Source organism: Mesorhizobium sp. CNPSo 4688 (assembly GCF_057784295.1).
In genome coordinates, this window is sequence record NZ_JBWLUY010000003.1 from 77,330 (window position 1) to 103,609 (window position 26,280).

At 61.3% G+C, this 26,280-nt stretch carries 31 protein-coding genes and 2 tRNA genes; 11 read left to right on the top strand and 22 right to left on the bottom strand.

From position 1 onward, the window contains the following. Positions 1-122: 122 nt before the first annotated feature. The 5 genes from AC04SH_RS05910 to AC04SH_RS05930 all read right to left on the bottom strand — a co-directional run bounded on the left by AC04SH_RS05910 (position 123) and on the right by AC04SH_RS05930 (position 4,543). Positions 123-1,124: an Ldh family oxidoreductase gene (locus AC04SH_RS05910; protein ID WP_488574308.1), complete on the bottom strand. Its 1,002-nt coding sequence runs from the start codon at positions 1,122-1,124 to the stop codon at positions 123-125. Positions 1,125-1,244: 120 nt separating this feature from the next. Continuing rightward, positions 1,245-2,054 (bottom strand): ABC transporter permease, encoded by an 810-nt coding sequence (locus AC04SH_RS05915; RefSeq protein ID WP_488574309.1) that lies wholly within the window; start codon positions 2,052-2,054, stop codon positions 1,245-1,247. Next, entirely contained in the window at positions 2,054-2,767 is a 714-nt protein-coding gene (locus AC04SH_RS05920) for an ABC transporter permease (protein WP_488574623.1), read from the bottom strand. The genes AC04SH_RS05915 and AC04SH_RS05920 overlap by 1 nt, the downstream gene beginning before the upstream one ends. A 108-nt stretch (positions 2,768-2,875) precedes the next feature. Then, the gene (locus tag AC04SH_RS05925; RefSeq protein WP_488574310.1) at positions 2,876-3,673 is read right to left on the bottom strand and encodes a transporter substrate-binding domain-containing protein; all 798 of its coding nucleotides are present in this window, start codon (positions 3,671-3,673) and stop codon (positions 2,876-2,878) included. A 54-nt stretch (positions 3,674-3,727) separates the two neighbouring features. Then, entirely contained in the window at positions 3,728-4,543 is an 816-nt protein-coding gene (locus AC04SH_RS05930) for an ABC transporter ATP-binding protein (protein WP_488574311.1), read from the bottom strand. Positions 4,544-4,757: 214 nt separating this feature from the next. Between AC04SH_RS05930 and AC04SH_RS05935 the strand changes: the two genes are divergently transcribed. From AC04SH_RS05935 to AC04SH_RS05950, 4 genes are all read left to right on the top strand, one after another. Further along, positions 4,758-5,630 carry a dimethylarginine dimethylaminohydrolase family protein gene (locus AC04SH_RS05935; RefSeq protein ID WP_477232018.1) on the top strand — a complete coding sequence of 291 codons (873 nt, stop codon included), beginning with the start codon at positions 4,758-4,760 and terminating at the stop codon, positions 5,628-5,630. Next, positions 5,600-6,268 (top strand): TetR family transcriptional regulator C-terminal domain-containing protein, encoded by a 669-nt coding sequence (locus tag AC04SH_RS05940; RefSeq protein ID WP_488574312.1) that lies wholly within the window; start codon positions 5,600-5,602, stop codon positions 6,266-6,268. Before AC04SH_RS05935 ends, AC04SH_RS05940 begins: the two co-directional genes overlap by 31 nt. Beyond that, the gene (locus AC04SH_RS05945) at positions 6,265-7,845 is read left to right on the top strand and encodes a 5-guanidino-2-oxopentanoate decarboxylase (protein ID WP_488574313.1); all 1,581 of its coding nucleotides are present in this window, start codon (positions 6,265-6,267) and stop codon (positions 7,843-7,845) included. The genes AC04SH_RS05940 and AC04SH_RS05945 overlap by 4 nt, the downstream gene beginning before the upstream one ends. Before the next feature lie 185 nt (positions 7,846-8,030). Further along, on the top strand, positions 8,031-8,738 hold the full coding sequence (locus AC04SH_RS05950) for an SDR family NAD(P)-dependent oxidoreductase (RefSeq protein WP_488574314.1): 708 nt from the start codon (positions 8,031-8,033) through the stop codon (positions 8,736-8,738). Positions 8,739-8,760: 22 nt separating this feature from the next. Here the strand turns inward: AC04SH_RS05950 and AC04SH_RS05955 are convergent, their stop codons facing one another. The 6 genes from AC04SH_RS05955 to aroA all read right to left on the bottom strand — a co-directional run bounded on the left by AC04SH_RS05955 (position 8,761) and on the right by aroA (position 14,909). Then, positions 8,761-9,063, bottom strand: coding sequence for a hypothetical protein (locus AC04SH_RS05955; RefSeq protein ID WP_488574315.1), 303 nt, complete (start codon positions 9,061-9,063; stop codon positions 8,761-8,763). A gap of 95 nt (positions 9,064-9,158) precedes the next feature. Continuing rightward, positions 9,159-9,980 (bottom strand): MOSC domain-containing protein, encoded by an 822-nt coding sequence (locus AC04SH_RS05960; protein ID WP_488574316.1) that lies wholly within the window; start codon positions 9,978-9,980, stop codon positions 9,159-9,161. A 256-nt stretch (positions 9,981-10,236) separates the two neighbouring features. Beyond that, positions 10,237-11,934, bottom strand: a complete 1,698-nt coding sequence (rpsA, locus tag AC04SH_RS05965; protein WP_112563700.1) for a 30S ribosomal protein S1 — start codon at positions 11,932-11,934, stop codon at positions 10,237-10,239. A gap of 204 nt (positions 11,935-12,138) precedes the next feature. Further along, positions 12,139-12,804, bottom strand: a complete 666-nt coding sequence (cmk, locus tag AC04SH_RS05970) for a (d)CMP kinase (RefSeq protein ID WP_488574317.1) — start codon at positions 12,802-12,804, stop codon at positions 12,139-12,141. Between the two features lie 58 nt (positions 12,805-12,862). Beyond that, on the bottom strand, positions 12,863-13,459 hold the full coding sequence (locus tag AC04SH_RS05975; RefSeq protein ID WP_488574318.1) for a hypothetical protein: 597 nt from the start codon (positions 13,457-13,459) through the stop codon (positions 12,863-12,865). Between the two features lie 91 nt (positions 13,460-13,550). Then, positions 13,551-14,909, bottom strand: a complete 1,359-nt coding sequence (gene aroA / locus AC04SH_RS05980) for a 3-phosphoshikimate 1-carboxyvinyltransferase (RefSeq protein WP_488574319.1) — start codon at positions 14,907-14,909, stop codon at positions 13,551-13,553. Positions 14,910-15,115: 206 nt separating this feature from the next. Between aroA and AC04SH_RS05985 the strand changes: the two genes are divergently transcribed. The 5 genes from AC04SH_RS05985 to AC04SH_RS06005 all read left to right on the top strand — a co-directional run bounded on the left by AC04SH_RS05985 (position 15,116) and on the right by AC04SH_RS06005 (position 17,387). Next, positions 15,116-15,508, top strand: coding sequence for a TIGR02300 family protein (locus tag AC04SH_RS05985; RefSeq protein ID WP_181056631.1), 393 nt, complete (start codon positions 15,116-15,118; stop codon positions 15,506-15,508). A 172-nt stretch (positions 15,509-15,680) separates the two neighbouring features. Beyond that, positions 15,681-15,756, top strand: a tRNA-Ala gene (locus AC04SH_RS05990). A gap of 390 nt (positions 15,757-16,146) precedes the next feature. Beyond that, the gene (locus AC04SH_RS05995) at positions 16,147-16,359 is read left to right on the top strand and encodes a hypothetical protein (protein WP_488574320.1); all 213 of its coding nucleotides are present in this window, start codon (positions 16,147-16,149) and stop codon (positions 16,357-16,359) included. A 29-nt stretch (positions 16,360-16,388) separates the two neighbouring features. After that, positions 16,389-16,595, top strand: coding sequence for a hypothetical protein (locus AC04SH_RS06000; protein ID WP_488574321.1), 207 nt, complete (start codon positions 16,389-16,391; stop codon positions 16,593-16,595). A 384-nt stretch (positions 16,596-16,979) separates the two neighbouring features. Beyond that, a complete protein-coding gene (locus tag AC04SH_RS06005; RefSeq protein ID WP_488574322.1) occupies positions 16,980-17,387 on the top strand; it encodes a hypothetical protein in 408 nt (135 codons plus the stop codon). 213 nt (positions 17,388-17,600) lie between these two features. Here AC04SH_RS06005 and AC04SH_RS06010 read toward each other — a convergent pair whose 3' ends face one another. The 7 genes from AC04SH_RS06010 to AC04SH_RS06040 all read right to left on the bottom strand — a co-directional run bounded on the left by AC04SH_RS06010 (position 17,601) and on the right by AC04SH_RS06040 (position 23,396). Then, the gene (locus AC04SH_RS06010; protein ID WP_488574323.1) at positions 17,601-17,795 is read right to left on the bottom strand and encodes a hypothetical protein; all 195 of its coding nucleotides are present in this window, start codon (positions 17,793-17,795) and stop codon (positions 17,601-17,603) included. 116 nt (positions 17,796-17,911) lie between these two features. After that, positions 17,912-18,346 carry a hypothetical protein gene (locus tag AC04SH_RS06015; protein WP_488574324.1) on the bottom strand — a complete coding sequence of 145 codons (435 nt, stop codon included), beginning with the start codon at positions 18,344-18,346 and terminating at the stop codon, positions 17,912-17,914. Positions 18,347-18,350: 4 nt separating this feature from the next. Then, entirely contained in the window at positions 18,351-19,208 is an 858-nt protein-coding gene (locus AC04SH_RS06020; protein ID WP_488574325.1) for an ATP-dependent DNA ligase, read from the bottom strand. A gap of 1,544 nt (positions 19,209-20,752) precedes the next feature. Then, positions 20,753-21,046 (bottom strand): hypothetical protein, encoded by a 294-nt coding sequence (locus tag AC04SH_RS06025; RefSeq protein ID WP_488574326.1) that lies wholly within the window; start codon positions 21,044-21,046, stop codon positions 20,753-20,755. Continuing rightward, on the bottom strand, positions 21,043-21,387 hold the full coding sequence (locus tag AC04SH_RS06030) for a hypothetical protein (protein WP_488574327.1): 345 nt from the start codon (positions 21,385-21,387) through the stop codon (positions 21,043-21,045). Before AC04SH_RS06030 ends, AC04SH_RS06025 begins: the two co-directional genes overlap by 4 nt. 104 nt (positions 21,388-21,491) lie before the next feature. Continuing rightward, positions 21,492-22,181, bottom strand: a complete 690-nt coding sequence (locus AC04SH_RS06035; RefSeq protein ID WP_488574328.1) for a hypothetical protein — start codon at positions 22,179-22,181, stop codon at positions 21,492-21,494. 333 nt (positions 22,182-22,514) lie between these two features. After that, on the bottom strand, positions 22,515-23,396 hold the full coding sequence (locus tag AC04SH_RS06040; protein ID WP_488574329.1) for a hypothetical protein: 882 nt from the start codon (positions 23,394-23,396) through the stop codon (positions 22,515-22,517). Between the two features lie 136 nt (positions 23,397-23,532). On the opposite strand from AC04SH_RS06040, the gene AC04SH_RS06045 reads away from it, so the two are divergent. Both AC04SH_RS06045 and AC04SH_RS06050 read left to right on the top strand, forming a co-directional pair. Further along, positions 23,533-23,859: a hypothetical protein gene (locus AC04SH_RS06045; protein ID WP_488574330.1), complete on the top strand. Its 327-nt coding sequence runs from the start codon at positions 23,533-23,535 to the stop codon at positions 23,857-23,859. Positions 23,860-23,889: 30 nt separating this feature from the next. Continuing rightward, positions 23,890-24,201 (top strand): hypothetical protein, encoded by a 312-nt coding sequence (locus AC04SH_RS06050; protein WP_488574331.1) that lies wholly within the window; start codon positions 23,890-23,892, stop codon positions 24,199-24,201. Between the two features lie 383 nt (positions 24,202-24,584). Here the strand turns inward: AC04SH_RS06050 and AC04SH_RS06055 are convergent. The 4 genes from AC04SH_RS06055 to AC04SH_RS06070 all read right to left on the bottom strand — a co-directional run bounded on the left by AC04SH_RS06055 (position 24,585) and on the right by AC04SH_RS06070 (position 26,144). After that, a tRNA-Ser gene (locus AC04SH_RS06055) sits at positions 24,585-24,675 on the bottom strand. A 371-nt stretch (positions 24,676-25,046) separates the two neighbouring features. Further along, positions 25,047-25,481 carry a hypothetical protein gene (locus AC04SH_RS06060; RefSeq protein WP_488574332.1) on the bottom strand — a complete coding sequence of 145 codons (435 nt, stop codon included), beginning with the start codon at positions 25,479-25,481 and terminating at the stop codon, positions 25,047-25,049. A 4-nt stretch (positions 25,482-25,485) separates the two neighbouring features. Then, positions 25,486-25,773, bottom strand: a complete 288-nt coding sequence (locus tag AC04SH_RS06065; RefSeq protein WP_488574333.1) for a hypothetical protein — start codon at positions 25,771-25,773, stop codon at positions 25,486-25,488. A 26-nt stretch (positions 25,774-25,799) separates the two neighbouring features. Beyond that, complete coding sequence (locus AC04SH_RS06070) at positions 25,800-26,144, bottom strand: hypothetical protein (protein ID WP_488574334.1); 345 nt, start codon at positions 26,142-26,144, stop codon at positions 25,800-25,802. Positions 26,145-26,280: the final 136 nt, after the last annotated feature.

Genomic DNA, 26,280 nt, shown 5'->3' on the forward strand with positions numbered 1-26,280 from the left:
CGGCCCTAAACGCATTCGACAGAAGACACCGACCGGGCAAACCCGACCCGGCAGCTATTGGTCGCCGGGTTCGGCAGAAAGGTTCAGCAGGGCGCGGAAAAATTCGCTGTCGCAGGACTGCTTCAGCCTGAATAGCGCTCGGCGAATTCGGAAATGCGCTGCACCACGGCCTTGGGGGCGTTGATGCCGCGCGCCTGCGCCTTCTCCGCCGCCTCGGCGCGGGCGCGGCCCGGCACATGCACGCCAAAGCGCCGGCGCAGCCGGTCGAGCTGGTCTTTCATGCGCTGCTCGAAATCCGGATCGAGCAGTTTTGGCTCGACGGCCAGCACGAACAGGCCGGTTCCCGGGCTGTCCGGCCCGCCGGTGAACCAAGGGGCGTCGAGCGACCAGTTGGCGCCCGACAGGCCGGCCGCCAAGACTTCGACCATCAGCGCGATATTGGCGCCGCGCTGGCCGCCGAAGGCCAGCATGGCGCCTTTCATGGCCGCGGCCGGATCGGTGGTCGGATTGCCGCTGGCGTCCAGCGCCCAGCCTTCGGGGATCTTCTTGCGGTCCTCGGCCGCCTTGCGGATGTTGACGAAGGCGGTGGCGCTCGACGACTGGTCGATGACCAGCGGCGCGCCGTCGGCTGCGGGAGCCGCAAACGACATCGGATTGGTGCAATAGACCGGCTTGACGGAGCCCGAGCCGGCCAGCACCGCCGGCCCGTTGGTGGCGGCGAAAGAGACCAGTCCCAGTTGGGCCAGACGCCCGGTGAAATAACCGAGCGCGCCGCACGTATAGGCGTTCTTCTGCGAGAAGATGGCGACACCGAACAGCTTTGCCGCCTTGGCAAGGTCGTCGATGGTGCGGTCGAAGCCGGTATGCGCCAGGCCACCGCGCGCATCGGAGAGATAGACGGCGAGCGCCGGCCGGGTAATCACCGGATCGGCATTGCCGTCGATGCGGCCGGCTTCCAGGGCTTCGAGGTAATCGATGAAGTGCGTCAGTCCGACGGTTGAAAGCCCTTCCGCCTCGGCGGCTATGATCGAGGCAGTGAGCGACTGCGCCGCCTCTTCATTGGCGCCGGCGCCAAGAGCTGCCATCCGGCAAAGCCCGGTTGCCTGGTCGAGAGAGAGTTGCATGGTGAGCCTTAATGACGGTGAATGGTGAATAGTGAATGGCCGTCTTAGGCGAGGGCGCGAAAATTGCGACCCCTTTCCGCCGACTATTCACCATTCACTATTTTACCATTCACCATTTCACTACCCAATCTTGTTCGGAATCCGCGCCTCGATCTTGCTGAAGGCAAACACCAGAATACCGGTGATGGTCATGTAGATCAGCGCCAGGAGCAGCAAGGGCTCGTAGGTGAGGTAAGTGTCCTGCCGCACCTTGGACGAGACGGCGAAGATGTCGATGACGCTGATCGTCGCCACCAGCGGCGTTGACTTCAATTGCAGCACGGTTTCGCCGGTCAGCGTCGGCAGCGCCCGGTAGATGGCCTGCGGCAGCCAGATGCGGCGGAAAATCTTCCAACGGCTCATGCCAAAGGCGCGGGCAGCCTCGAGCTGTCCTTTGGGCACGCCGGCAAAGGCGCCGCGCATTACCTCGCCCTCGTAACCGGCGAAGGACAAGGTCAGCGCCAGCACGCCATAGGGCCAGGCTTGCCTGAGATACGGCCACATCCAGGATTCGCGGATCCACGGATATTGCGGAAACAGCGAGCCCAGCCCGTAATAGAGCAGCCATAGCTGGATCAGCAGCGGCGTGCCGCGGATGACGGTGCAGAATGTCTTGGCGGGTGCGGCGAACCAGAACGAGCCGGCAGCCTGCGCCAACCCGAGCGGCACCGCGAGCAGGAAGCCGAGAAAGCAGGTGACGGCAAGGATCCACAGCGATCGCCAGATGCCCAGCAGTCCCATTTCATAATATTGCGGCAGCCAGTCCCAGCGCATGAAGAAGGCTGCACCGAGAACCAGCGCGACGGCGATCAGGATCAGCATGATGCGATGCGGCTGCAGCCATAGCGACGTCCGTGCGGCAGCGTTGATGATGGTCGCCTCTCCCGCCATCAGCGCGATTCCTTGAGCGAAGGCATGCCGCGCCGCGACCAGGCCTCGACGCGGCCGATGAGCAGGTTGGAGACCAGCGACAGGATGAGATAGAGCACGCCCGCGGCGAAAAAGAAGGTGAAATAGGCTTTGGTGACGCCCGCGGCCTGCCGCGTCGCCAACGCCAGCTCGTAAAAGCCGACGACCGCCAGAAGTGCTGTGTCCTTGGTGGCGATCAGCCACAGATTGGCGAGGCCCGGTATGGCGAAGGGCAGCATCGCCGGCAGCGTTATGCGCCGCAGCATCAGGCCGGGCGACATGCCATAGGCACGGGCAGCTTCGATCTGGCCCTGCGGAATGGCCAGGATCGCGCCGCGGATAACCTCGGTCGAATAGGCGCCCTGGACAAAGCCGAGCACAGCGATGCCCGCGGCAAGGCCGCTGATGTCGACGCGCTGGTAGCCCATGGCGGTCAGCGCCTGGTTGATCAGGTCCGTCCCGGCATAATAGAGCAGCAGGATCAGCACCAGTTCGGGTACGGCGCGCACCACGGTCGTATAGACGGCGAGCAGGTCGCGCACGACCGGGCCGCCATAGAGCTTGCCGAAGGCGCCGCCGGTGCCGATCAGAAGACCGAGGACCGTGGCGCCGACCGCGATCTCGATCGAATGGAGTAGTCCAAGCAACAGCGTGCCGCCCCAACCCGGCGGGTAGGGTGAAAGAAGCTCTATGATGCCGGCCGCCGAGGCCGAAAGAAGTGCGTCGATCAGCGTCGCCCCCGAATTGCTGGCGTCAGCCGCTGCCCATTGTTGTCAGCGGTTTCTGCTCATGCGTGGACGATGTCAGTTCGACTGTGGTTCGTCGCCGTAGATGTCGAAATCGAAATACTTCTTGGTGATCTCGGCATATTTGCCGTTGGCGCGGATGGCCTTGATACCGGCGTTGATCTTGTCTTTAAGCTCGGTGTCTTCCTTGCGCACGCCGGCGCCGACGCCCGGCCCGAGCACCTCGTCATCGGGAGCCACCATGCCCTTCAGGTCGCAGCAGGCTTTGCCCTGGTCCGATTTCAGGAACGCGTCGAGCGCGATGGAATCGGCCTGCACGGCGTCGAGGCGGCCTGCGGCCAGATCGTTGTTGGCTTCGTCCTGCGTCTGGTATTCCTTGATCTCGGCGGCCGTGGGGCCGAAATGCTTCTTGGCATAGGCCGCATGGGTGGTCGACACCTGCACGCCGAGCACTTTGCCCTTGAGGTCGTCTGGCGTCGCGCCGAATTTCTGGTCCTTCGGGCCGATGATGGCGGTCGGCGTGTTATAGTACTTGTCCGAGAAGTCGATGGTCTTCTCGCGTTCGGCGGTGATCGACATAGAGGCGACGATGAGGTCGATCTTCTTGGTCGTCAGCGCCGGGATGATGCCGTCCCAGGCGACAGGGGTGATGACGCAATCGAGTTTTTCCTCGGCGCAGACGGCGTCGATGAACTCGATTTCCCAGCCGACCCATTTGCCCGAGGCATCCGGCGAGGAGAAGGGCGGATAGGGCTCGGCGCTAACACCGATCTTGACCGGATCGGCCTTGGCCACGCCCATGGCGGCGACGCCGAGCAGCAGCGCTGCGGCGAATGTTTTCAGTACAGTCTTCATAGTCACGACTCCCAGTTTGTTGTTGGTTCCCGGTTTTCTTCCGTCCCGGCTTTCCTAGCCGATGTTGCGGATGAACTGCTTCAGCCTGTCGGATCTCGGTGCGCCGAAGATCTGCTCCGGCGGCCCTTCTTCCTCGACCAGCCCGTTGTAGAGGTAGACGACATGCGTCGCGACCTCGCGGGCGAATTTCATTTCATGCGTCACCAGCACCATGGTGCGCCCCTCGCGCGCCAGGTCGCCGATCACCTTCAGCACCTCGCCGACCAGTTCCGGGTCGAGCGCCGATGTCGGCTCGTCGAACAGCATGACGCGCGGGTTGATGGCCAAGGCGCGGGCGATCGCCGCGCGCTGCTGCTGGCCGCCGGAGAGATAGGCCGGATAGACGTCGCGCTTTTCGGCGAGGCCGACGCGCGCCAGCAGCTTCTCGGCTTCCCTGATCGCCACGTCACGCTTGACGCCCAGCACATGCACCGGAACCTCGATGACGTTCTCGATCAGCGTCATGTGGCTCCACAGGTTGAAGTTCTGGAACACCATGCCGAGCTTGGATCGGATGCGCTCGATCTGCCGGCGGTCGGCGGGCACGGTGTGGCCGTGGCTGTCGGCCTTGAGCTTGATCTCTTCGCCATTGACGCGGATGATGCCGCTGGTCGGGTTTTCCAGGCAGTTGATGCAGCGCAAAAGCGTCGATTTGCCGGAGCCCGAGCCGCCGATGATGGCGATCACCTCGCCGTCGCGCGCCGACAGCGAAACGCCCTTCAGCACATGCAGCTGGCCGAATTTCTTGTGCAGGTTCTCGACATGGATGGCTTCGGCCGCACTATTCTGCGCCTTGCCGGATGGGGCTGTGGCGACTCCCACCGCGCTCACCGGGTGACCTCTACCACATGGCCGACGGCAGATCGTCGAACGTCTATCCGGCTAATCAACATACGCTGTAATGCCCACTCCAGACTTCAGCATGGACCCAACAGCGCGAGCCCGTCAATCCCGCCCATTACGGCACTTGCGGCCTTATTGTGCAAGTGTATAAATAGCGTTCGATGAAATTTTTCCCATTTTTTTCACCTCGAAAAGGACATCGATGAGCGCTTTCGGATCACAGTCCATGGCGGCGCCGTTGCGGCGTGTGCTGATGCGGTCGGCCGCCAATGCCATGCGCGGCGCCGACAGGGCTACCTGGCACTATGGCCCGGGTTTCGATCCTGCGAAAGCGGCATCGCAGCACGCGGCTCTCGCTGAACTGGTAAGGGCTTCCGGCGCCGAAATCGAATGGATCGATGACAAGGCCGACGGATTGTCGGACTCGGTATTCACCCACGACCCGTCGCTGATGACCGACCGCGGCGCGCTGATCCTGTCCATGGGCAAGCCATTGCGCGAGAGCGAGCCATCGCTGCATGAGGAAACCTATACACGCCTGGGTATTCCTATCCTCGGCCGTGTCGAGGCTCCCGGCCAGGTCGAAGGCGGTGATTGCGTATGGCTGGATAACAGCACGCTGGTGATCGGGCGTGGTGTGCGCTCCAACCAGGAAGGCATCCAGCAGGTGTCCAATCTGCTGGCGCCGCTTGGCATTTCCGTCTACGGCTTCGATCTGCCGCTGTGGCAGGGCGAGGAGGCGTGCCTGCATCTGATGTCGGTGATCAGCCCGCTGGCCGACGACCTCGCGCTGGTCTATTCACCGCTTTTGCCGGCTCCGTTCTATCAGTTGCTGAAGGCACGCGGCATCCGGCTGGTCGAGGGCGACGCCGAAGAGTTTGCCGCGTCCAACGGCCTCAGCCTGAACGTGCTGCCAACCAGCCCGCACAAGGTCATTGCCGTCGCAGGCTTTCCCAGGACCAAAGCCGCGATGGAAGCAGCCGGCTGCACGGTTGAAATCTTCGACGCGGATGCGCTCTGCATCGCCTGCGAAGGTGGGCCGACATGCCTGACGCGGCCCATCCTGCGCCAATGAATGAGCGCCGCAAGTTCCGCCGCGAGGGCGAGGAACGGCGGCGGCAGGACCTGATCGACGCGACCCTGGACAGCGTGGCGGAACATGGGCTGGAGGGCGCCAGCCTGCGCACCATCGCCTTGCGCGCCGGCGTCACCGCCGGGCTGATCCGGCACTATTTCCCCGGCAAGGAGGAATTGCTGCAAGAAGCCTATGCAACGCTGATGGGCCGCATGACCGAGCAGGCGAAGGCGGCATTGCTCATGGAGAACGCCTCGCCGCGCCAACGCCTTGCGGCCTTCGTCACCGCCAACCTCAACGCGCCGATCATCGATGCGCGGGTGTTTTCGCTCTGGGCAACCTTCATCGGCCGCGCCGGCGCGGATCCGACGCTCGCCCGAGCGCACCGCGAAGGCTATCTCGGCTTTCGCAACGAGGTGGAAGCGGTCGTGGCCGAAGTGCTTGCCGCCGAACAGCGCAGGCCGGACGCAAATGAGCTGCGCCGCCATGCCATCGCGATCAACGCGATCATCGACGGGCTCTGGATCGAAGGCTGTCTGGCCGCAGAGATGTTCTCGCCTGGCGAATTGGCGGCGATCGGCGTCAAAGCCATAGAGGCCGAGCTCGGCCTCGCACCGGAAAGGGGAAAAGACAAATGACAACGCTCGGCGAAGCCCTCATCACGCTGCTCGAGGCGCATGGCGTCGACACCGTCTTCGGCATTCCCGGCGTCCACACGGTCGAGCTGTACCGCGGCCTGGCGCGCTCGAAGATCCGTCACATCACCCCGCGCCACGAACAGGGCGCAGGCTTCATGGCCGACGGCTATGCGCGCGCCAGCGGCAGGCCGGGCGTTGCCTTCGTCATCACCGGACCGGGACTGACCAACACCATCACCGCCATGGGCCAGGCGCGCGCCGATTCCGTGCCGATGCTGGTGATTTCGGGCGTCAACGCGATGCCGACGCTGGGCAAGGGGCTGGGCTTCCTGCACGAACTGCCGGACCAGCGCGGCATGATGGAAAAGGTGGCGCTGTTTTCGCAGCGCGTCACCGAGGCCGGCGAGTTGCCCGGCGCTTTGGCGCAGGCCTTCGCGCTGTTTTCGTCTTCGCGACCGGGGCCTGTGCATATCGAAATCCCGACCGATGTCATGGTCAAACCGGCCGACGGCATCACTGCTCTGCTCACCAATGCGGCGCCACCTGCGCCGGATGGCGCGGCCATTGCCGAAGCCGCCAGACTGATCGCCGCCGCGCGCCGGCCGCTGATCCTGGCCGGCGGCGGCGCCAAGCGCGCCGGTGAGCCCTTGCAGCGCCTGGCCGAGCGGCTGGGAGCGCCTGTCGTCCAGACGGCCAATGCACGGGGCCTGCTGCATGCGCATCCGCTTTGCGTGCCTGCCAGCCCCAGCCTGAAAGCGGTGCGTGCGCTGATGGCCGGCGCCGATCTGGTCATCGCCGCCGGCACCGAATTCGGCCCGACCGACTATGACGGCTACAGCGACGGCGGTTTTGTCTTGCCGGCCAATCTGATCCGCATCGATATCGGCGCCGACCAGCTCGCCCGCCGCCCGGTGAGCGTCGGCATCCAGGCCGATTGCGCTGAGGCGATCGAAACCTTGCTTGCCGCGATGGGCCCTGATCATGTCGCAGCGAAGGACGGCGAGAGCCGCGCCGACGTGGCACGAAAAGCGGCCTTTGCCGAACTGAGCCCGGCCTATGCGGCACAGGTGCATGCGGTGGAAACCATCCGCGACGCCTTGCCGGGTGCCATCATCGTCGGCGATTCGACACAGCCGATCTACGCCGCCAATCTCTATTACGACCACGACCGGCCGGGCGGCTGGTTCAACGCCGCCACCGGCTTCGGCGCACTCGGCTATGGGCCGCCGGCGGCGATCGGCGCCGCGCTTGCCATGCCCGGCGTGCCGGTGGTGTGTCTCACTGGCGATGGCGGCTTCCAGTTCACCCTGCCGGAACTGGGCGCGGCGCTCGATGCTCCGGCGCCGGTCATCTTCGTCGTCTGGAACAACAGAGGCTATCGCGAGATCGAGACTTCGATGCTCGATGTCGGCGTCGAACCAGTCGGCGTGTCGCCGGCGCCGCCGGATTTCTGCAAGCTGGCCGAGGCTTACGGCATTGCCGCCGAACGGCTTGCCGGTACTGCTGATCTTGCCGATGCGCTCATACGCGCACACGCAACCGGGCTACCGCACGTCATCGAAATCACCATCGATTGACGCCTTGCCATTCGCCGTACGTCCATGCGCCGGCAAAGCGGGGTGCCGGCAGCTTCGAGCGATGCAAAGACGCAACACTGCCATGTCGAGATGGCGGTTGAGTGATCGTGCAAAAGGGGCGACGCTCTGCGTCGGGCGCGGCGAAACAACGACATAATCATAAAAAATTACAGGAGCGGTCCAGGATGACGGAAACACTTCAGGGCAGGCATATCGTGGTCACCGGCGGCACTGGCGCGCTTGGTGCTGCGGTCGTCGGCAAATTATTGGCCGACGGCGCGATCTGCCACGTGCCCAATGCGCACGCGTCGGCCCCGTCGCATTTTCCTTTCACGGCTGATGAGCGCGTCCGGCTGGCGCATAATGTCGATCTCGCCGATCCCGCCAAGGTCGATGCCTTCTACGACAGCGTTCCCGATCTGTGGGCCTCCATCCATCTGGCCGGCGGCTTTGCCGCGGCACCGGTTGAGAAGATCGAATCCGCTTCCTTTGCCGAAATGATGGACACCAACGCGCGCACCGCTTTCCTGTGCTGCCGCGCCGCGGTGCGCTCCATGCTTGGCTCGGCCATTGCGGGCCGCATCGTCAATGTCACGGCCCGCGCCGGCCTCGACCCGCGCCGTGGCGCCGGCATGGTCGCCTATGCCGCCAGCAAGGCCGCGGTGGCGGCAATGACTGTGGCAATGGCGGAAGAGCTGAAGCACAAGGGCATACTGGTCAACGCGATTGCGCCCTCGACGCTCGATACGCCGGCCAACCGCGCCGACATGCCGGATGCCGATGTCACCAAATGGGTCAGCCTGGAAGCTGCCGCCGAAGCCATCGCCTATCTGGCATCACCGGCCAATCTGGCGATGAGCGGCACGCTGGTGCCACTTTACGGCCGCGCCTGAGGAGGCGACGCCGCGGGGCAGCTCATTTGCAGACGAGTTCGCCCATCTGCAGCTTGAACTTGCGCGGCCCCGGCATCTGTTCGCCGCTGGTGTCGTTGACGACAAACACTTCGAGCGTGCAGCCGCCGGCGCCTACCTGGTAGTGGTCGTCTCCGACATGCGCGATCATGTCGATGGGGCCATGGTTTTCCAGCCTGCGCGCAACATCGCCGCTGTCGGTGATGGCGTCGATCTCGGCCTTGCGCTGCCAGTAGGGTGGCAATGCCGGTGACGCCGCCACTGTGCCGGCCAACAGGAATGCTGCGACAAAACCGATGCGGGTCATGGGGCCTCCGATCGTCTGGCTTCCACTAGCGGCCTTTGCCGACCTGGCGAGCATGGCGGCCGCCGACGCTTCCACGGAATTAGAAGACCCCGCGACTATGTCAGGTTCGAGACACCCGCCTCCACGACCTCGACTGCGTCGCCGATTGAGATCGTGCCGGCGTTGTTCGGAATCGCATTCTGGCCGAAGATGATGCCGCCCTTGGCGGAGCGGTGGAGACGCCCAAGCGTCTGCAACGGCTCGCGCGGGTCCGGCTGCTCGCCGCTGTGCGGATCGCGGGTGGTGATGACACAGCGCGAGCAGGGCTTTGCGATCCGCAGCTCGACAGAGCCGATGCGGATCGTCTTCCAGCTGTCTTCGGGCCATGCGCCTTCCGCGTCGAGGACGATGTTCGGGCGAAACCGCGCCATCTTGATGGGCGCGGCAAGATGGCTGTTCAGATGCTCCAGCGAGCCCGTCGTGGCGATCAGCAGCGGAAAACCGTCGGCAAAGTTGACGTAGTCGCCAGGCTGGCCGAATTCCGGGTCGACCGGCCGGTTTTTCGGATCGTCGAAATAGACGAGATCGACGGGCCGGCCAAGAATCGCCGAGAGATAGGCGCCGGCGGCTGGATCGCCCGACCGCGCAACAACCATGTCCTTCCAGATCTTGACCTGGCGCAGCGCGGCGCCTGGGCCTGGAGCCTCGACGACGAGCGTGCCATGCCTGTCATGCTTCAGCAGGATGCCCGTGCCGCGATGCTCGACATCGATCGTCGTCATTGCCGGTATCTGGCGAATGGTGAGGAACTGTCCGTCCTTGTCGACGACCATCCAGCGACGGTCGCCTTCCATGCCCATGATCTCGATATCGGCGCTAGGCACGGCATGGCCGCGCAGGCTCTTGACCGGATAGCGATAGAGTTCGACGACCTTCATGCGCAATGCTTCTCTTTTGCCCGAAGGGCGTGACATCCCACGTCTATGCCGGCAAACGACATGCGCCCGAACCTACAGCCGCCCGTGCCGAATTGAAGGGGTTCCACCGTCTTTGTCTTGTGCCAACCGCCTCGTAAGGCCGCCGCCAGCCAGCTCTCACCGCGTATGAAAAAACCCGCGAGCCTTGCAGCCCGCGGGTTTTCTTGGTTCAGGCCGCGCGAGGCGCGGCAGGTGCTTACGCGGTGCGCGAAGCGGCTTAGCTGCCCTGCTTCTTCAGCGCGGCGCCCAGGATGTCGCCCAGCGAAGCGCCGGAGTCGGTCGAGCCGTACTGTGCGACCGCTTCCTTCTCTTCGGCGATTTCCAGCGCCTTGATCGAGACCTGCAGCTTGCGGGTCTTCTTGTCGAAGGCGATGACGCGAGCGTCAACCTTCTGGCCGACGGTGAAGCGCTCGGGGCGCTGCTCGTCGCGGTCACGGCTGAGGTCGGAGCGCTTGATGAAGGTCTCGATGCCGCTGTCGACCAGCCGCACTTCCAGACCGCCATCCTTGACGCCGATGACTTCGCAGGTGACGACCGCGTTCTTGCGCAGTTCGCCCGAAGTCGCGGCTTCGCCGACCGTATCCTTGGCCAGCTGCTTGATGCCGAGCGAGATGCGCTCCTTGTCGATGTCGACGTCGAGCACCTGCGCCTTGACCATGTCGCCGCGATTGTACTCTTCGATGACCTGCTCGCCTGGACGGGTCCAGTCGAGGTCGGAGAGGTGCACCATGCCGTCCACGTCACCTTCGAGGCCGATGAACAGGCCGAACTCGGTCTTGTTCTTGACCTCGCCCTCGACCTGGCTGCCGACCGGATGGCTCGAGGCAAAAGCCTGCCACGGATTCTCGAGCGTCTGCTTGAGGCCGAGCGAGATGCGGCGCTTGGCCGGATCGACCTCGAGCACCACAACGTCGACTTCCTGGGTCGTCGACAGGATCTTGCCGGGGTGCACGTTCTTCTTGGTCCACGACATTTCCGAAACGTGGATGAGGCCTTCGATGCCCGGCTCCAGCTCGACGAACGCGCCGTAGTCGGTGATGTTGGTGACGGTACCCTTGATCTTCTTGCCGATCGGGAACTTGGTGCCGATCTCGGACCACGGATCCGACTCGAGCTGCTTCATGCCGAGCGAGATGCGGTGGGTTTCCTGGTTGATGCGGATGATCTGCACCTTGACCGTCTGACCGATGTTGAGGATTTCGGTCGGATGGTTGACGCGGCGCCATGCCATGTCGGTGACATGCAGCAGGCCATCGATGCCGCCGAGGTCGACGAACGCACCGTAGTCGGTGATGTTCTTGACGACGCCTTCGACAACCTGGCCTTCTTCGAGGTTCTGCACGATTTCCGAACGCTGTTCGGCGCGGCTTTCCTCGAGTACGGTGCGGCGCGACACCACGATGTTGCCGCGGCGGCGATCCATCTTGAGGATCTCGAAGGGCTGCGGGTTGTGCATCAGCGGGGAGACGTCGCGGATCGGGCGGATATCGACCTGGCTGCGCGGCAGGAAGGCCACGGCGCCGTCGAGGTCGACGGTGAAGCCGCCCTTGACCTGGTTGAAGATGACGCCTTCGACGCGCTCACCCTTGGTGAACTTCTCTTCGAGCTTGACCCAGCTCTCTTCGCGGCGGGCCTTGTCGCGCGACAGGACGGCTTCGCCCAGTGCGTTCTCGATGCGCTCGACCATGACCTCGACCGTGTCGCCGACCTTGAGCGTCGAGTCCTTGCCCTTGACGCCGAATTCCTTCAGCGGCACGCGGCCTTCGACCTTGAGGCCGACATCGATGATGGCCATGTCTTTTTCGATCGCCAGGATCGTGCCCTTGACGACCTGACCTTCGCCGGAGTGACCGGTGGTAAATGATTCTTCGAGCAGGCTCGCGAAATCGTCGCGAGTGGGATTTGCAGCTGACATATTTTCTCCTGGAGTGCCCCGCATCTGAAGCGGGACGGGCGCCGTGGGTTAGCGTTGCGTTGGCCTGCCGGCGTTCCGGGCTACAAAAGCCCTGGGCCGCCTAAGCGGCAATTCCGGCGCATGAAGAATGCTGGCAGGCTGGTTCGTGCCCGATATGGGTATTTTCTTCGCTTCCGGCAACGGAAACTCGACGAAAACCTTCAATCAGGCTTTATCTCTCTTGGCCAGGGCGTCGTCGATGATCGCTTTGGCCGCCAGAAACGCGGCCTCTATAGCCATTTCGGAGGTATCAAGCAAGTGCGCGTCCGTCGCCGGCTTCAGTGGCGAGTCGGCGCGGCCCATGTCGCGCTCGTCGCGGCGCACGATATCGGCGAGGATTTCGGTGAAATTGGCGGTGCCGCCGATGCTTTCGATCTCCGCCAGCCGGCGCTGCGCGCGCACCTCCGCGCTCGCCGTCACATAGAGTTTGATGTCGGCGTCTGGGCACACCACGGTGCCGATGTCACGCCCGTCGAGCACCGCACCCGGCGGCGTCTTGGCGAAGTCGCGCTGCTTTTCGACCAGGATGCGCCGCACGGTCGGGTAAACCGCGACCTTCGACGCCGCCTCGCCAACCGCATGCGCCGACAGCACGGCACGATCGAGCTTTGCCAGATCGACCTGACGGGCGGCGGTTTCGGCCGCCGAGACATTGTCGAGCGGCAGCGCGTGCCGGATCAGCGTGTGCGCTACGGCGCGGTAGGTCAGGCCGGTATCGAGCAGGTTGAGGCGGTAGTGGTCGGCCAGCCTGCGGGCGAGCGTGCCCTTGCCGGCGCCGGCGGGTCCGTCGATGGCGATGGTGAAACCAGCTTCTTCGTTAGCGGCTATCATACCGCTGCTTGAAGCTGAGGCGGGCCGTTAAATCAAGGACGAAATTGGCGGCTATCGATCAGTCCCTGTCAGTAATTGCGACAGTCTTCCTGCGTCGGCGCTCTGCCGAAAACGCTCTGAACAACACATAGGAAAATATCGCAAATCCGAACATGGCGAGGGTGTCGGTCCAGCCTATGTTCTCGGACTTTAGATATTTTGCTATCGGGACGACGATGGAGGCTACGCACGTACAACCCCAAAACCATTTGCCCATGCGTACTCGGAGATCACTGCTGGACCGCAACGAGCTCCCAAAGAACGCTGCGAAGGGAATACGATCTGGCAAGTCGGTTTGCGAGGCGGCCCCGTCCAATATCTTACCAATTCGCATCGTCATTGTGATGACGACAAAAGCGCTAATAGCGGCAACTGTCGCACCGACTGCCACGGATGCAGTCAAGGGCATCTGATCCTTGTTGAGGACAAAGATGACAACGCTACCGAGAACCAGAAAGCAGTACGGCAATATCTGACGCACGCCATTAAGGCGCTGAACCTCGTCGAGTTGCTCTCGGGTCAAGATTGCGGCAGGCTTTTTCGGACCGCGCGAATACGCAAAACGACCATCCGCGAGATCTTTGACGGCGCTGAGCCTTCCTTCGACCAAAAACAACCTATGCCACCCGTGAAGCGCACTGCATCGGTCAGAAAAATATGGGCTGCAGATCAATACTTCCTTTACGCCGGGTCTAATTCAGTCTTGATCACCCGATCTCCGCGCCCAGACCCTTCATCAGCCCCATGAACTCCGGGAAGCTGGTCGCAATCATGGCGGCGTCGTCGATGGTCACCGGCTTTTCCGTCGCCAGGCCCATCACCAGAAAGCTCATAGCGATACGGTGGTCGAGATGGGTCTGCACGGTCGTGTCCTGCCCATTGGGATGGCCACCGAGCCCCTTGCCACCGGGCTTGCCGCGCACCGCGAGCGAAGCTTCACCCTCGGTGCAGTCAACGCCATTGATCTTCAACCCGTTGGCAACCGCGGCCAATCGGTCGGATTCCTTCACCCGTAATTCTTCCAGCCCCTGCATCAGCGTCTCGCCCTCGGCGAAGCTCGCGGCAACAGCCAGCACCGGATATTCGTCGATCATCGACGGCGCCCGCTCGGGCGGCACGGTGACGCCCTTGAGGTCGGAGTAGCGCACGCGCAGATCGGCGACGTCCTCGCCGCCGGCATTGCGCGGGTTCAAGATGTCGATCTGGCCGCCCATTTCCTGGAGCGTCAGCAAAAGGCCGGTGCGGGTCGGGTTCATCAGCACGTTTTCGATGACAATGTCCGAGCCCGGCACGATGAGTGCCGCGACCAGCGGGAAGCCGGCCGAGGACGGATCGCCAGGCACGGCGATGGTCTGACCGGTCAACTTGCCCTGGCCTTCGATGAAGATGTGGCGCACGCCGCGCTCGTCGGTCTCGACCGAGAGATTGGCGCCAAAACCCTTCAGCATCTTTTCGGTGTGGTCGCGCGTCATCACCGGCTCGATGACGGTGGTAATGCCCGGCGTGTTGAGACCGGCCAGCAGCACGGCCGACTTCACCTGCGCCGAGGCCATCGGCACGCGGTAGGTGATGGGTGCAGCGTGCTTCGGCCCATGCAACGTGATCGGCATGCGGTCGCCGGGCGTCGCCTTCAGCACCTGCACGCCCATCTGGCGCAAGGGTTCGAGCACGCGGCCCATCGGCCGTCCGGACAGCGAAGCGTCGCCGATGAAGGTCGTTTCCATGTCATAAGTGCCGACAAGACCCATGGTGAGGCGCGAGCCGGTGCCGGCGTTGCCGAAGTCGAGCGGGCCTTCGGGCTGCAGCAGCGCGCCATTACCGGTGCCGCGGATCACCCATTCGGCGCCGCGCTTCTCGATATGCGCGCCCATCGCCTTCATGGCGGCGGCCGTGCGCATCACATCCTCGCCTTCCAGCAGGCCGCTGACGCGGGTTTCGCCGGAGGCCAGGCCGCCGAACATCATGGAACGGTGCGAGATCGACTTGTCGCCCGGCACGCGGGCGGTGCCGGAAAGGGCTAGGGATTTGCGGGCGGTGGCCGGCTTGGCAGCGGCGGCGTGAGACATGGAATTTCCCTGGACGGAATGCCGGCGCACCGGCGCTTTTCATTTGTTGCGGCGGTCTCGTATCACGGCGGGCACAAATGGTCATCCCCATGGTCGTCACTTGGCGCGGGGCCTTTCAGTACTTGGTTTTGTGACGCCGGCTTTTCGCTTTGACAGCGCGGTAAACTGTGGTTATGGGGACCACTCTTTTACTGACGAGGCTTGCCGTGGCAAAAAACGAACTTGGCACAAAGCGTGTCGACCCTGAGACGGGTCGAAAATTCTACGACCTGAACAAGGACCCGATCGTCTCGCCCTATACGGGCAAGACCTATCCGCGTTCCTACTTCGAGGAAGGCAAGATCGCCGCCATCGAAGAGGAAGAGGAAGTGGCCGAGAAGGAAGTAGACGCCGAGGAAGAAGAAGGCGTTGAAGTCGTCTCGCTTGAAGAGGCCGACGAAGACGTCAAGGCCGGCGACGACCTTCCGGATCTGGGCGACGACGAGGACGATGTGGACCTCGGCGACGACGAGGACGATACGTTCCTTGCCGACGAAGAAGAAGAAGATGACGATGTCGCCGACATGATCGGCGTCGGCGACGACGACGACGAGGTCTGATCGGCCGCGGGCATATGCGCCCGCAGGCTTTCTTGAGCTGTGACGAAAAAGCGGTTCTTGCAGGCTTGATATTCAGGGAAGGCGGGGTTAGAAGCCGCCTGCACTAAACGGCGCGGTGTTGAAACCGCTCCGGACCTCTACGCCGGCAACGGCGCCGGCTGACTGCCGGAGTGGGGCCATAGCTCAGTTGGGAGAGCGCTTGAATGGCATTCAAGAGGTCGTCGGTTCGATTCCGATTGGCTCCACCAGTCATCTTCTAATGTTTTCAAATAGTTAAACCACCGCCTGACCAGGCCCGCCTAGCGGTAGATCGGTCGGGGCACCGCCGGGGCACCGCGAGATGGAATCTCGACCCCCGACAATATTTTTTGCTGTGCAGGGGCCTAAGGGGGCTGGAGAACAAAAAGCCCGCTGCCGGCTTAGTGAGAGCCACGGCAACGGGCCAAGCTGGGAGTGGCTGGAGGGGACGCTCCAGCCGTCAGCTCAATGACAATGAACGCTGCGTATGAGCGACGGCTTAATTAAGCCCGTACAACTTTAAGCGCAGCGCCGTCAGTGGCGCCACAAAGCCAGCCGTTGCGCCATTGGTTAGCGAGGACTAATATGCAGACTTCTTCGCGGTCGAGAGGGCCGCCTGCATGTCGGGTCAAGCTGCTTTAGCGCCTGCTGCAATCGTGCCGGCCACGATGCCGATCCCCATTTGCCTTGGCATTGCCCCTGACGGGCTTTGGGTAGAAACGTTTCAAACCGATCAGGATGTTCGCCAATATTGGCGAGGCTATGCCCTTGGGGGCGCGGTGTGCGCCGTTTTGCTGATCGTCGAGCTTCTGGCAATTCACTTACTGCTCTGAGCTAGCAGCGCTGGAAACAGGAGGAAGAAATGAGCCGGGTCAAGGACGTTTGCGATCGAGCACGATCGCTATGGCTGCGGGTGGTGCGATCGACCCAGCCTGTCGACGATGTCGAGGACGAGATGTATCGGCTCGACGGTAAAAACAAGGTCGGCACCAACTTCGAGGCGTCCCGCTTCGACATCGAGACCCGTCTATCGCGGTGGGAGAGCTACAAGCCGCCGAACCGTAACTGAAAACTGTACGTGGTCACCGGCTTATCGGTCATTGGCTGGCCTTACGATAGGCGTTCGGCGTGGTGTCAGGCGAGTAGATCAGCCCAACCTTCTTGCTGCCGCACTTGGCGCACTTCAGCTTCGGAGTGAGATCATCGGCCATCGCTGGGGCATCAGGCCCGAACCGATCGCGAAGCTTGGGTCGAGCGCCTGGCTATGGTGGCACGCGATATTGTGACAGTGAGCCGTCACCGTCATCTTGTCATCGATCAGCGATTGGAAAGTCCAGCCTTTGCCCATGCGGCCGATATAGCGCGGCGATTGGAGCCTCGCCAAGACCCTCGGGAGCCGGCTTGCGTTCGCGCTCTACCGGCGCGATGCTGCCCTGGGGAACGGAGGGGAAGTATGGGCGAACGAGCCAGGATTGCAGCCGTCGCTATTGTCGCGTTCGGCCTTGTTTGGATGTTCAAAGGCCATGACGAGAGTCCGACGGCCAGCGCCGCTTCTTCGGGCGTCAATGCCCCAGTCTACGAGGGCTGCGCAAAGATCAACGCGAAAGCCGTGCTTGCTTCATGGGATAACACGATAGACAGCATTAGGCGCAGCGACGCTACCGGTTTCAGCGGACCTGGGATATTCGTCCACGTCTCGACCGAAAGGTGGATGGCTGCGGGTCGAGACGGGCAACTGAGCATCGCTATCGCTGCGTATTGCGATGCCGCCGACTCGCATGGCAAGGGCGTAGCCATCATAAAGGGAAGCCTTAACGAGAATCTCGGCGGCGTCGTTGACGGCAATTACACGAGCCACTGAGCGTTCGGAACCATTCCGTGTTACACCCCGTTAGGCGATACGGAAGGACTGCCATCATGGTTGACGAGCAAAGAAAGCCACCGGCGACGGATGGTGCTGCTCGCCGTCTTGTCAGCGAAACTGGAATTACCTACGCACAGGCCAGCGAGCTAATCGCCTTTCTGGGTCCACACAATTGGTCGTCGCTCTTGAGAGAAGCCCGCATTCTGGCCCCTACTTCCGTGTGATCCACTCCAGCAATTCGGGATCGATGTCATCGCTGTCGCTGCCTGTAAAGTCGCGGATCAAGAGCGCGGCGTGTTCTCGCCACCGGTCTTCGGGGATGTTCTCTTCGATGACGGATTTTCTGAAGGCGCTGCGAACAATATCGCAGTCGAGAGATGAGACCGTAACAACCCGCTTATCCATGGTGCAACCTCCCATACAAGGGCTGGAAACAGAATGGTGACTGGCGGATTCATAATGCGTCTGATGGCGGATTCAATGGAATTCTAATGTACGGTTTTTACGATCTCGTGTCCGCATTAGAGACCCTTGGCCAGGGCATAGGGCGAAGGGCCCGGCGGTGTTTCGGCAAGGTAGCGGGTGAACTCGTGCTCCAGCGCAACCACTGCCATCTCCTTGCTCGGCTCTCGGCCCCGCTGTCCACCATGCTTACGCCAACGATTGTCATGGGTGGATATGGACCAGAACCAACTGCCGGCGCTCTGTCCATGCCGCTCGGCCTGAATCCGCCCGACTGCATCTGAGCCGAGGAAGCTTGGGCTAAAGTCGCCTGGCGCCGTTTGGCCAGCGATGACGGTGCGGTCCCAGTCTAGCCAGAACCGCGCTGCTCGACCGTGCACGAACCTCGCAGCGTCAACGATGGTGGCGCAAATGGCTATGGGCTCGCCGTCATAATCGAGCACTTGGTAGCCATCCCCGCCGGCATCCCGGACCTTCAATCGATCGGCCGACACGTCTCTACTCCTCCTCTCGGAAGTCTTGCAGGGAAGCGTGCCGCAAATCGTCCTCTCCACGCAAGTGCTTCACGCGGCCGATCAGGCCCGGCTTGACCCACTGCGTCGCCGGCCGCTTCATTCCCTTCGGAGAAGGCCCGGCGTGCTCCTGGACGCGCTTCCATAGGCGGTCTCGAATTGCGCCCCGCGCGTTGATGAAGGCCGAGCCGACATATTGTCCGGTTGCGCGGTCGGCCATGAGGGCGAAGGCCGGCTTACCTGGCTCTCGCTCGACGCCGAGAAGGTCGTATTCTTCCACCATGTAGCTCTTGATCTTCAGCCAGCTGGTGGACCGGCCACTACGGTATTTGCTGTCGCGGCGCTTCGATACCATGCCCTCAAGGCCGGCTTCGTCAATTAGATGAAAGATGGCCTTGGCGTCTCCGGGCAACGCTTGGCTGAATTGAATTCGATCATCGGGGAGAATGATTCCTTCCAGGATTTCGCGCCGGTCTTCGAGGTCCATATCTCGCAAATCGTGCCCGTTGAGGTGCAAGAGATCGAAGCCGACGAAATAGAGGTCGTGCTGGCGGCGGGTGATTGCCTTGCGCAACGCTTGGTAGTCCGAAAGGCCGGCTTCATTGAGCACGATTATTTCGCCGTCGATGATGGCGTTTTCAACGCCCAGCCTTTTCGCGGCGCCGGCCAGGTCCCGATATTTCGCCGTCCAGTCATGGCCGTTGCGCGTGAAGATGCGCACATCGTGGTCAATGATGATCTGAGAGCGGTAGCCGTCGAACTTGACTTCGTGAATCCAGTCGTTGCCTTCGGGAGGCTTATCTACAAGGGTCGGCAACAAAGGCTCGATGAACTTCAAACGCATTAACACACCCACACCCGGCGATTCAATTAGCTTGCGCTAAAATGGTTCCGGAACCTTTTACGGGGCGGGGTGTTTGTGGCGCTAGAATGGAGGAGCCGCGCCATGGGTAGACAATTAGAGAGCATCGATCCGACCTCGGACAAACACCCTTACGACCCGAACTTTTTTGCCCAGAAGCACGGTCTCTCCCAAAGCGCTGCGGAAGTGCTCTTGAAAGCCAATGGCCCATCCCGAGCACGCTGCGACCATGCAGCCGCTGCCTATCTGCAAGTGAGACATTGGCGCGAAGGTCGGCAGAAGCCGCCGGCAGCGAGCATCAAGGTAGGCTAGGGAGCATGGCGTTCATCGGCGAAGCCTCCTCGCGCAGAAGCCGCCGTTTGATCATCCGTCGCTAATCCCCAATCTAGGGGGATTGTATATTTGACAAACCCAACAGGCGGCCCTGCTGACAATTATCGATAGCTAATATACCATCCTCCTCAAATTTGAGGGGTATCATGAAACAGCGGGGATTGGCCGCGCTGGCATGGCTTCTCTTGGCCGCCGACGCAGATGCTCACGATTGGTATACCGGCAAAAAAGACCCGGTGATGCTATATGATTGCTGCGGCAACAAAGATTGCTACCCGATAGACGCTAGCGCTGTGAGAGAGACCGAAGACGGCTACTACGTCCGCCTGCCCCGTCCCGCCTATCTGAACGAGCCTCAAGAGCCAGAGTGGTTTATCCCCAAGGGACGCGCCCAAGCCTCCGCTGATGACCGCTACCATCTCTGTGAGCGCCTCATGACGTTCTACCGGACGATAATTCCCCACACGAAGTACGAGGCCTATCATAGATTCAGATGGACGTGTTTCTTCGTGCCCAAGGGTACGAGTTAAATCCAAGCTGGCCTGACCAGCCGTAGGGAATGTCTACCCCTGTGGAAACCGGGTACGGCTCCTTGTTGGAGTCTCGGACCCAATTGAATCGAATATTATCTGATTCGGTCTAACTCCAGACCGAGCACAGGACCCGCCCTGAACCCGGCGTTGCGCGATCCTGCGCTTCGGTTAACCGGGGACCATCCCGGCGGAGGACCCGCTTGGGTTTGTCAAATATATAATCGCCCAATCTAGAGTTATGCCCGCTGATCACGCTGTTAGGCTCCACTAAATGAAAAGCCCGTCCGTCAGGCATCTGTGAATTTTGTCACAGACGCATCGACGCATCGGCCTAGCTTGCAGCGTGTAGTTTCCTGCAGCGGTGAAGGGAGTACTCCGATGCTTGTGAACCTTCCTATGCTTCTGAACCTTCCTCTTGTCGTAGTTGGTCCTCTTGCCGATTGGCTCCATCATCGAGCTGAACAGAAGGCGCAGTTGAAGGCAACCGACGAGCTCAGCGAGTCACCAGACGACATGCTCAGCGACATCGGGATTTCCCGTGACGACATCACACACGCGTTCCACAGTTGTGCGAGATACTCGGCGAGACGCGCATAACGCGGGCTAACAAAATGGCCCGCGACCGTGAGGCAGCGGGCTATCTTGGGAAAGTGCCGTTGATCACTGTTCGCCGTCGATCCCGGCAATGTATTGGCAGCCGGCGCTCTCCCAAGCGTCGCGGCCCTGGCTGCCCGATTCGGTCCAGCCGAGGCTATATTCCGCGTCGGCTCCCTCTTCGTCGTCGCTGCTGTCCCCTTCCCTGTCGTCAGTGCCGACGACTTCGGCGCCGCCAGCCAGATAAGGTTCGAGATCCGGGTCCGGCTCTACAAAGTCGAGCAGGGAAATCAGCCGCTCTATCTCGTCTTCGATCGAGCGCCGGACGGTCGGGTCTGATAGCCGAACGTGCGCGTTCATAGCGGCACCGCCAGCCTGTTGCCCCGCCGCGTGGCTTGCTGGCGCGCGTAAAGGGCGATGCGCCCCGAGAAGGCGGCTTCGTCGCGGGCGATGGCAAGCGCGGTTTCAGGCGAGCCGCCGCCGTTGCGCCGCAACCATTCCTGCTTCCAGCGAAGATGGCGAACGCAGTCGGCCGGGATGAATATCTGCTTCAGGCCTTCAATCTGCCAGACGCGAAACGCCTTTTCGGAAAGCTCGCTGGCACCGACAGCTTCAGGGCTGTCTTTGCCGTAGATGTCGGTCGCGAGTATCCGGCGATAATCGGCGACCATGCGGAAATGATACGCCAGTTCGATCTGCATCCGGCCAGACCGCCAGTCAGTGGCAGGCTTGAGCCATGCGATGATTTCGTCCAGTTCGCCGACCGGCGCCGGCTTCGGACGGAAAGCGAGGACCACGCCCATGGTCAGCCCTCCCCGGCGAAGGATGCCAGACAGGCGACAAACTCAACGTCATCGATTGCAACGCCGAGGGCTTGGTAGCCGTGAATGAGAGCCGCTGACTTCGCCCTCACTTCGGCCATCGTCCCGCAGGGATGTCGGATCAAGTCTTGGAATGCAGTGTTCCAGACAGCGATGGCTTCGTCAGCCTGCTGCATAGCGTCACGGTAGCCGCTTGCTTCAATGACGGCTTCCTGCTGGCGCAGCGATGCCACCCCCTCGCGGCCTTCAGTGGCAAGAGTGGTCTTCCACCGATTGTATGCGGCGCGGTTCATCAAGCCCGACGACCACGACTGCTCAACGTTTGCTAGTTTGCGGGCAATCTCGGCTTCGAGGTCGGCGGACGACCGGAAGCCCTTGGGCCGATGGTGCCACCAGATCGAAGTGAGTCCGCCCGGTGGCGTCCACTCCGGGAAGAGCCTGTCGTCCAATTCATTGGCGATGGCGTTTTCCCGAGCCACAACGACCCCGTAGTTTTGTTCGGCCCGCTGACAGGCGGCGATTGCCTCTTCCAGGCTGGTCGGCGCGGCATGAGCTTGAGGTGTGACCGTCGCGACGGCGGCAACGGTCGAGATAGCAGCCGCACCAAGCAAGAGGTTGCGGCGGTTGACATTGGGCATGCCTTCGGCGGCAGCCCGAACAGAGGTGTTCGGCATTTGATTTCTCCGGCTGGGTTGCAATCAACAGTTTATGTTGATACGCTCTAAGCCAATTCCCGTCAACAGAAAATGTTGAAATGATAACGCCAAGTCAATCGCGCGCCGGTCGAGCGCTTATCGAGTGGACCCAGCCGGCGCTCGCCCAAGCCTCAAACCTGGGCCTGTCGACAATCGTGGATTTTGAGAAAAGTCGGCGGCAAATCTCCGATGACGCAAAGCTGGCTATCAGGTCTGCCCTTGAAGTGGCAGGGATAGAATTCATCCCTGAGAACGGAGGAGGCGCCGGCGTAAGACTGAGAAAGAAGTAGAACGACGGAGACTCAATCGCGCTCACTCTGGATATGCGCGCGCCGTCCACTCCAGATCAGTCATTGTCTCGGCCTCAACGGTGGTGTCTGCGTTGAACTTATCCGAGTGTAGAGCCAACAATCGGCGAGCAGCCGCGACGGCCTTGTCGCGACTTTCGCAGCGTTCATGATGTCGCTCGATCGGGTCTCCGGTGTGGTCTTTCCACCGCAGAACCTCGATTACGGCGTACCAGACTCCCTTGCCGGTCCGATGGCGCTTTTCCACCTCCAGATGCCAATCTGACATCTCGGCTACCGCGTGGTAGAGATGAGAATATTCAACTTCGGTGTGCGCTCGCTCCCGCGCGGCAAAAGCAAACGCTTTCTGACTGGGCTCCTTGAGCGCTTCGATTGCGTTTGAAATCTTCCAGAACGTTGACGAGACCTCGTCGAGGGCGTGCCGTGCCTCGAAGGTCATCTGCGGCCGGCGCTGCGCAATGCCTCCGACAGACTTCAATCGATCGGTCTTCTTTTTGGGCCAGATATCAGCAAGCACCCGCTCGATATCGGCTTTGGAGGGTTCCCAGCGAAATTCTCTTTGCAGCTTCTGTTTGCCTGCCCTTGGGCGCAGCTCAACTACGGTTCCGCCGCTCGGCGGATCCTCGATAGACTGCATCACCAGGGTCATGGCTTCATGGAGCCCATCCCGAATACCCCCAGCGCTGTCAAATGCCCAGATCGAGCCTTCTGTGCGGCTGATCCGAGTAGGTTTCCCGTCTACGATTTCCAAGGCAGCGGAGAGTACGCGCTGCTTAGTGTTGGCAAACTGCGGAAGAAAATCCTTCCCGAAGACCAGCCCCTGCACCAACCTTAGAGACATGCGGAGCGGTTCGCCCTCGTTTGGGAACAAATAGTGACGAGACATCTATCGACCCCTCCAACTTCAATCGCCAAAGTTTCGCATAGGAATTGAGCCTCGGACAAGTGGAGACGGTCGTCACATCTTAGCTCCTTGCAGTCACGAAGCTTTTGACGTTCAGTGCGCCGAGGGAGAAACCAGCATGCGCAAGATCAGTATTGTTGTGACAGTGGCCACCATTCTCGTAAGCGGCTGCTCCGGTTCTGGCATCGGCAGGCCTGGTTCGCCAGCATGGTTTGCAACCACACCCGAGGCGGAACAGGCGACCTATTTCCGAAACAGATGTGTCACCTATGGCTTTGAGCCAGGCACCCCGGCCATGGCGCAGTGCATCCAGAACGAGGCGATTTCCGGGCGCGGCAGGGCATCCGCCAGAGCGAATGCGGCTCTTGCCGGCATGCAGAACAGTCAGCCGAAAACGACTACTTGCAATCGGTTTGGCAACACAGTGAACTGCACGACATTTTAACGTCGCAGTCTACAAACGACGAGGGAAATGATGGCGGAAGATCCATATCCCAAATTTACAACTGCCATGTTCGATATCTACCGGAAGGCGAAAGAGGCTGGCTATCACGCAACTATTTTCCTGCAGATGTTAAGCGATAGGCATGGGCAAGCGACGGCTAAAACCCTAATCAATGCTGCACGCCCTTCAGATGGCTATGAGGCACTGCATAGAATGGGACGGCTCGAACTGACCGTTGAGGCGCTAGTAGTGGAACAGCCGAAATGGCATCCACTCTTCACAACAGAGGAAATCGAAAAGGCGAGGAAGCGCCTTAAGCAGTACGGGTACGAGCCAAAGTGATCCGAGGGAGGAATGGATGGCGGCTTACGAGGTGTGGGCTACAAACGACCCGTTTGAGTGGACCCAATGCCTGCTAGAGACTGATGATCGGGAACAGGCCCATGCCAAGGCGCTACCCAGCCGTAGGGGAATGGCAGCTACAGGACTTGTAAAAACAAAGCCCCACGACTCTTTCGAATCGTGAGGCTCTGATTTCGACTCGCGTCTCCAGTGGGGTTTATCCCCACAATAGCCAACGACTCGGGCAAGCCCGGTGATGTAGCCGCTGACTACTGTACACCTATATAGGCCCGATTCTGTGTGAACAAGTGGTTTACAGGAGGGGATAGGTGGGGCGAGTGTGATGCTCTCGCCCCGTTATGCACTGCTCCCAAGACTACCCCTGGAGACGCGAGTGGGAGTCGAACCCACTAGGGACATCACTCCCTGCTAGGCTTTTCAAGGGCCACCCGTTAACCGTTCCGGCACCGCGTCAACTTGCGCTATTGCCTGAAAAAGTGATTCGAGTCGAATCGAGTCCCGCTATTTGGCCGGCCTATCTTTCGGCGCCGGCATTTCAGGTGGTGCTGTAGACTTCACTACCTTCTTTAACACGCGGTCAAAGGCTTCTTCGGACTCGTCGGAAGCTTCAGCAATAACGTGGATATGGCTCGCTGCCTAAAGATCGGCCCGGAACGCAGCTTCAACGGCAGCCCGCTGCTGGATGTTCAACCCGACCAGCGATGACATCTGTCCCGCGAGGGCCTCGGCCACAATCGCGTCGCGGTCGGTCTTAGCCGGGCGATCAGGCGTATGCCTACGTCGCCGCTCAAGATCCTGCAGCCGCTGGTGATATCGGAGCATCGCTATTCCTTCCGTGCCATTGAAGCTTCAAGGGCCTCCAGGCGTTCTAGCAAATCGCCGGTTTCAATAGCTTTCCGCTGAGCCTCGATCAGCGCCGAGATGCTTTGAGCTTCCGATGGAGCGATTCTGCCCTCGGCTGTAGCGGTGACAAGGCAGGCGAGCGCCTCGTTGATCCCCTCCACCGTGCTGGTATCGGGTAGCGCTATCTCGATCGGCCGAGCGATCGGGGCTGGTCTCGGGTGGATGTAAGGCGCGGCCTTCTCTGCGGCCCAGGCTCTTCGCTTTTCGTCCTCCTTCTCATTGCGCATGATGCCCAACATGTACTCGACAGGGGTAATGCCTTCGGACACAGCGCCGGCCAACAGTTCGACGTGACGTTGGCTTAAGCTCCCTTTCGGACGCCCTGCGCCGGGTCTGGCACCACCTGCCTTCGCCATCAGATCAATTCGCCCATTTCGATCTAGCCTGCCCCGCAAGCGTTCTGGCTTCCGAGTAGAGCAGGGCTGCTTTGGGCTGTATCGCAGCCAAGCCACCGTCCCTGCCCTCATAAATCGTCTTGAAAATCAGAATCATGTTGTTCGGGTTGGCATCATCGATGCCATGTGCCTTCAGGAGAGCCTGTATCTCGTCATCGGACGGACCACCGCTTACAACACAAAACAGCCCGGCGCCGTTGCTGTCGCCCAGCCGACGTTCAAGGTTCACCACGCGCGTCTTTACGGTCTGCATCTGGTTGCTCCTGATTGTTTTCAAACTCAGTTGGTAGCGTCGGTCTCGCCAGTGAAGCCTTCGGCGCTGTAGCCCGTTTCGGTCTCTAGGATTGCGATGGCCCGGGACAGGAGCATGGCGGCATATGCGGTCGTTGTTTCGTCGTCATCCAGCGCCTCGATATCGTCTCCGAACTGGCCAACCACATGAGACAGAAGCCGGCGCGCAAGTGCTGTGAGTGCCAACGCATCTAGCGGGGTAGATGCAGGCGCTGTCAAAAGTTGAGCTACCAGTTGGCTCATACCCAGCGTCGAGCCACTTGCCGATGATCTAACGGCGCGAACGTCCGCTGCCAGCGACATGCAGATTTCTGCGGCGCCTTCACCTGTCATCGGATTTGCTCCATAATGCCGGGATGATCCGAGCTCTTCAGCTTCTCACCGCATTGATCTTTATCGCTGCTCTCGTAGCCGTTTATCAAAGCACCAGCGCCTTTTCACTCCGGGTTGGCCCCACCGGTACGTGGAT

What these genes read in the sequence shown, in the direction of transcription:
- AC04SH_RS05945 (WP_488574313.1), top strand. Translation starts at nt 6,265, where the DNA reads ATGACAACGCTCGGCGAAGCCCTCATCACGCTGCTCGAGGCGCATGGC.
- AC04SH_RS06050 (WP_488574331.1), top strand. Translation starts at nt 23,890, where the DNA reads ATGGCGGAAGATCCATATCCCAAATTTACAACTGCCATGTTCGATATC.
- AC04SH_RS06070 (WP_488574334.1), bottom strand. Translation starts at nt 26,144, where the DNA reads ATGACAGGTGAAGGCGCCGCAGAAATCTGCATGTCGCTGGCAGCGGAC.
- AC04SH_RS06045 (WP_488574330.1), top strand. Translation starts at nt 23,533, where the DNA reads ATGCGCAAGATCAGTATTGTTGTGACAGTGGCCACCATTCTCGTAAGC.
- AC04SH_RS06010 (WP_488574323.1), bottom strand. Translation starts at nt 17,795, where the DNA reads ATGGATAAGCGGGTTGTTACGGTCTCATCTCTCGACTGCGATATTGTT.
- AC04SH_RS05950 (WP_488574314.1), top strand. Translation starts at nt 8,031, where the DNA reads ATGACGGAAACACTTCAGGGCAGGCATATCGTGGTCACCGGCGGCACT.
- AC04SH_RS06000 (WP_488574321.1), top strand. Translation starts at nt 16,389, where the DNA reads ATGAGCCGGGTCAAGGACGTTTGCGATCGAGCACGATCGCTATGGCTG.
- AC04SH_RS06035 (WP_488574328.1), bottom strand. Translation starts at nt 22,181, where the DNA reads ATGCCGAACACCTCTGTTCGGGCTGCCGCCGAAGGCATGCCCAATGTC.
- AC04SH_RS05915 (WP_488574309.1), bottom strand. Translation starts at nt 2,054, where the DNA reads ATGGCGGGAGAGGCGACCATCATCAACGCTGCCGCACGGACGTCGCTA.
- AC04SH_RS05960 (WP_488574316.1), bottom strand. Translation starts at nt 9,980, where the DNA reads ATGAAGGTCGTCGAACTCTATCGCTATCCGGTCAAGAGCCTGCGCGGC.
- aroA (WP_488574319.1), bottom strand. Translation starts at nt 14,909, where the DNA reads ATGTCTCACGCCGCCGCTGCCAAGCCGGCCACCGCCCGCAAATCCCTA.
- AC04SH_RS06065 (WP_488574333.1), bottom strand. Translation starts at nt 25,773, where the DNA reads ATGCAGACCGTAAAGACGCGCGTGGTGAACCTTGAACGTCGGCTGGGC.
- AC04SH_RS06040 (WP_488574329.1), bottom strand. Translation starts at nt 23,396, where the DNA reads ATGTCTCGTCACTATTTGTTCCCAAACGAGGGCGAACCGCTCCGCATG.
- AC04SH_RS06060 (WP_488574332.1), bottom strand. Translation starts at nt 25,481, where the DNA reads ATGGCGAAGGCAGGTGGTGCCAGACCCGGCGCAGGGCGTCCGAAAGGG.
- AC04SH_RS05955 (WP_488574315.1), bottom strand. Translation starts at nt 9,063, where the DNA reads ATGACCCGCATCGGTTTTGTCGCAGCATTCCTGTTGGCCGGCACAGTG.
- AC04SH_RS06020 (WP_488574325.1), bottom strand. Translation starts at nt 19,208, where the DNA reads ATGCGTTTGAAGTTCATCGAGCCTTTGTTGCCGACCCTTGTAGATAAG.
- AC04SH_RS06025 (WP_488574326.1), bottom strand. Translation starts at nt 21,046, where the DNA reads ATGAACGCGCACGTTCGGCTATCAGACCCGACCGTCCGGCGCTCGATC.
- AC04SH_RS06030 (WP_488574327.1), bottom strand. Translation starts at nt 21,387, where the DNA reads ATGCAGATCGAACTGGCGTATCATTTCCGCATGGTCGCCGATTATCGC.
- AC04SH_RS05940 (WP_488574312.1), top strand. Translation starts at nt 5,600, where the DNA reads ATGCCTGACGCGGCCCATCCTGCGCCAATGAATGAGCGCCGCAAGTTC.
- cmk (WP_488574317.1), bottom strand. Translation starts at nt 12,804, where the DNA reads ATGATAGCCGCTAACGAAGAAGCTGGTTTCACCATCGCCATCGACGGA.
- AC04SH_RS05910 (WP_488574308.1), bottom strand. Translation starts at nt 1,124, where the DNA reads ATGCAACTCTCTCTCGACCAGGCAACCGGGCTTTGCCGGATGGCAGCT.
- rpsA (WP_112563700.1), bottom strand. Translation starts at nt 11,934, where the DNA reads ATGTCAGCTGCAAATCCCACTCGCGACGATTTCGCGAGCCTGCTCGAA.
- AC04SH_RS06005 (WP_488574322.1), top strand. Translation starts at nt 16,980, where the DNA reads ATGGGCGAACGAGCCAGGATTGCAGCCGTCGCTATTGTCGCGTTCGGC.
- AC04SH_RS05935 (WP_477232018.1), top strand. Translation starts at nt 4,758, where the DNA reads ATGAGCGCTTTCGGATCACAGTCCATGGCGGCGCCGTTGCGGCGTGTG.
- AC04SH_RS05995 (WP_488574320.1), top strand. Translation starts at nt 16,147, where the DNA reads ATGTCGGGTCAAGCTGCTTTAGCGCCTGCTGCAATCGTGCCGGCCACG.
- AC04SH_RS05925 (WP_488574310.1), bottom strand. Translation starts at nt 3,673, where the DNA reads ATGAAGACTGTACTGAAAACATTCGCCGCAGCGCTGCTGCTCGGCGTC.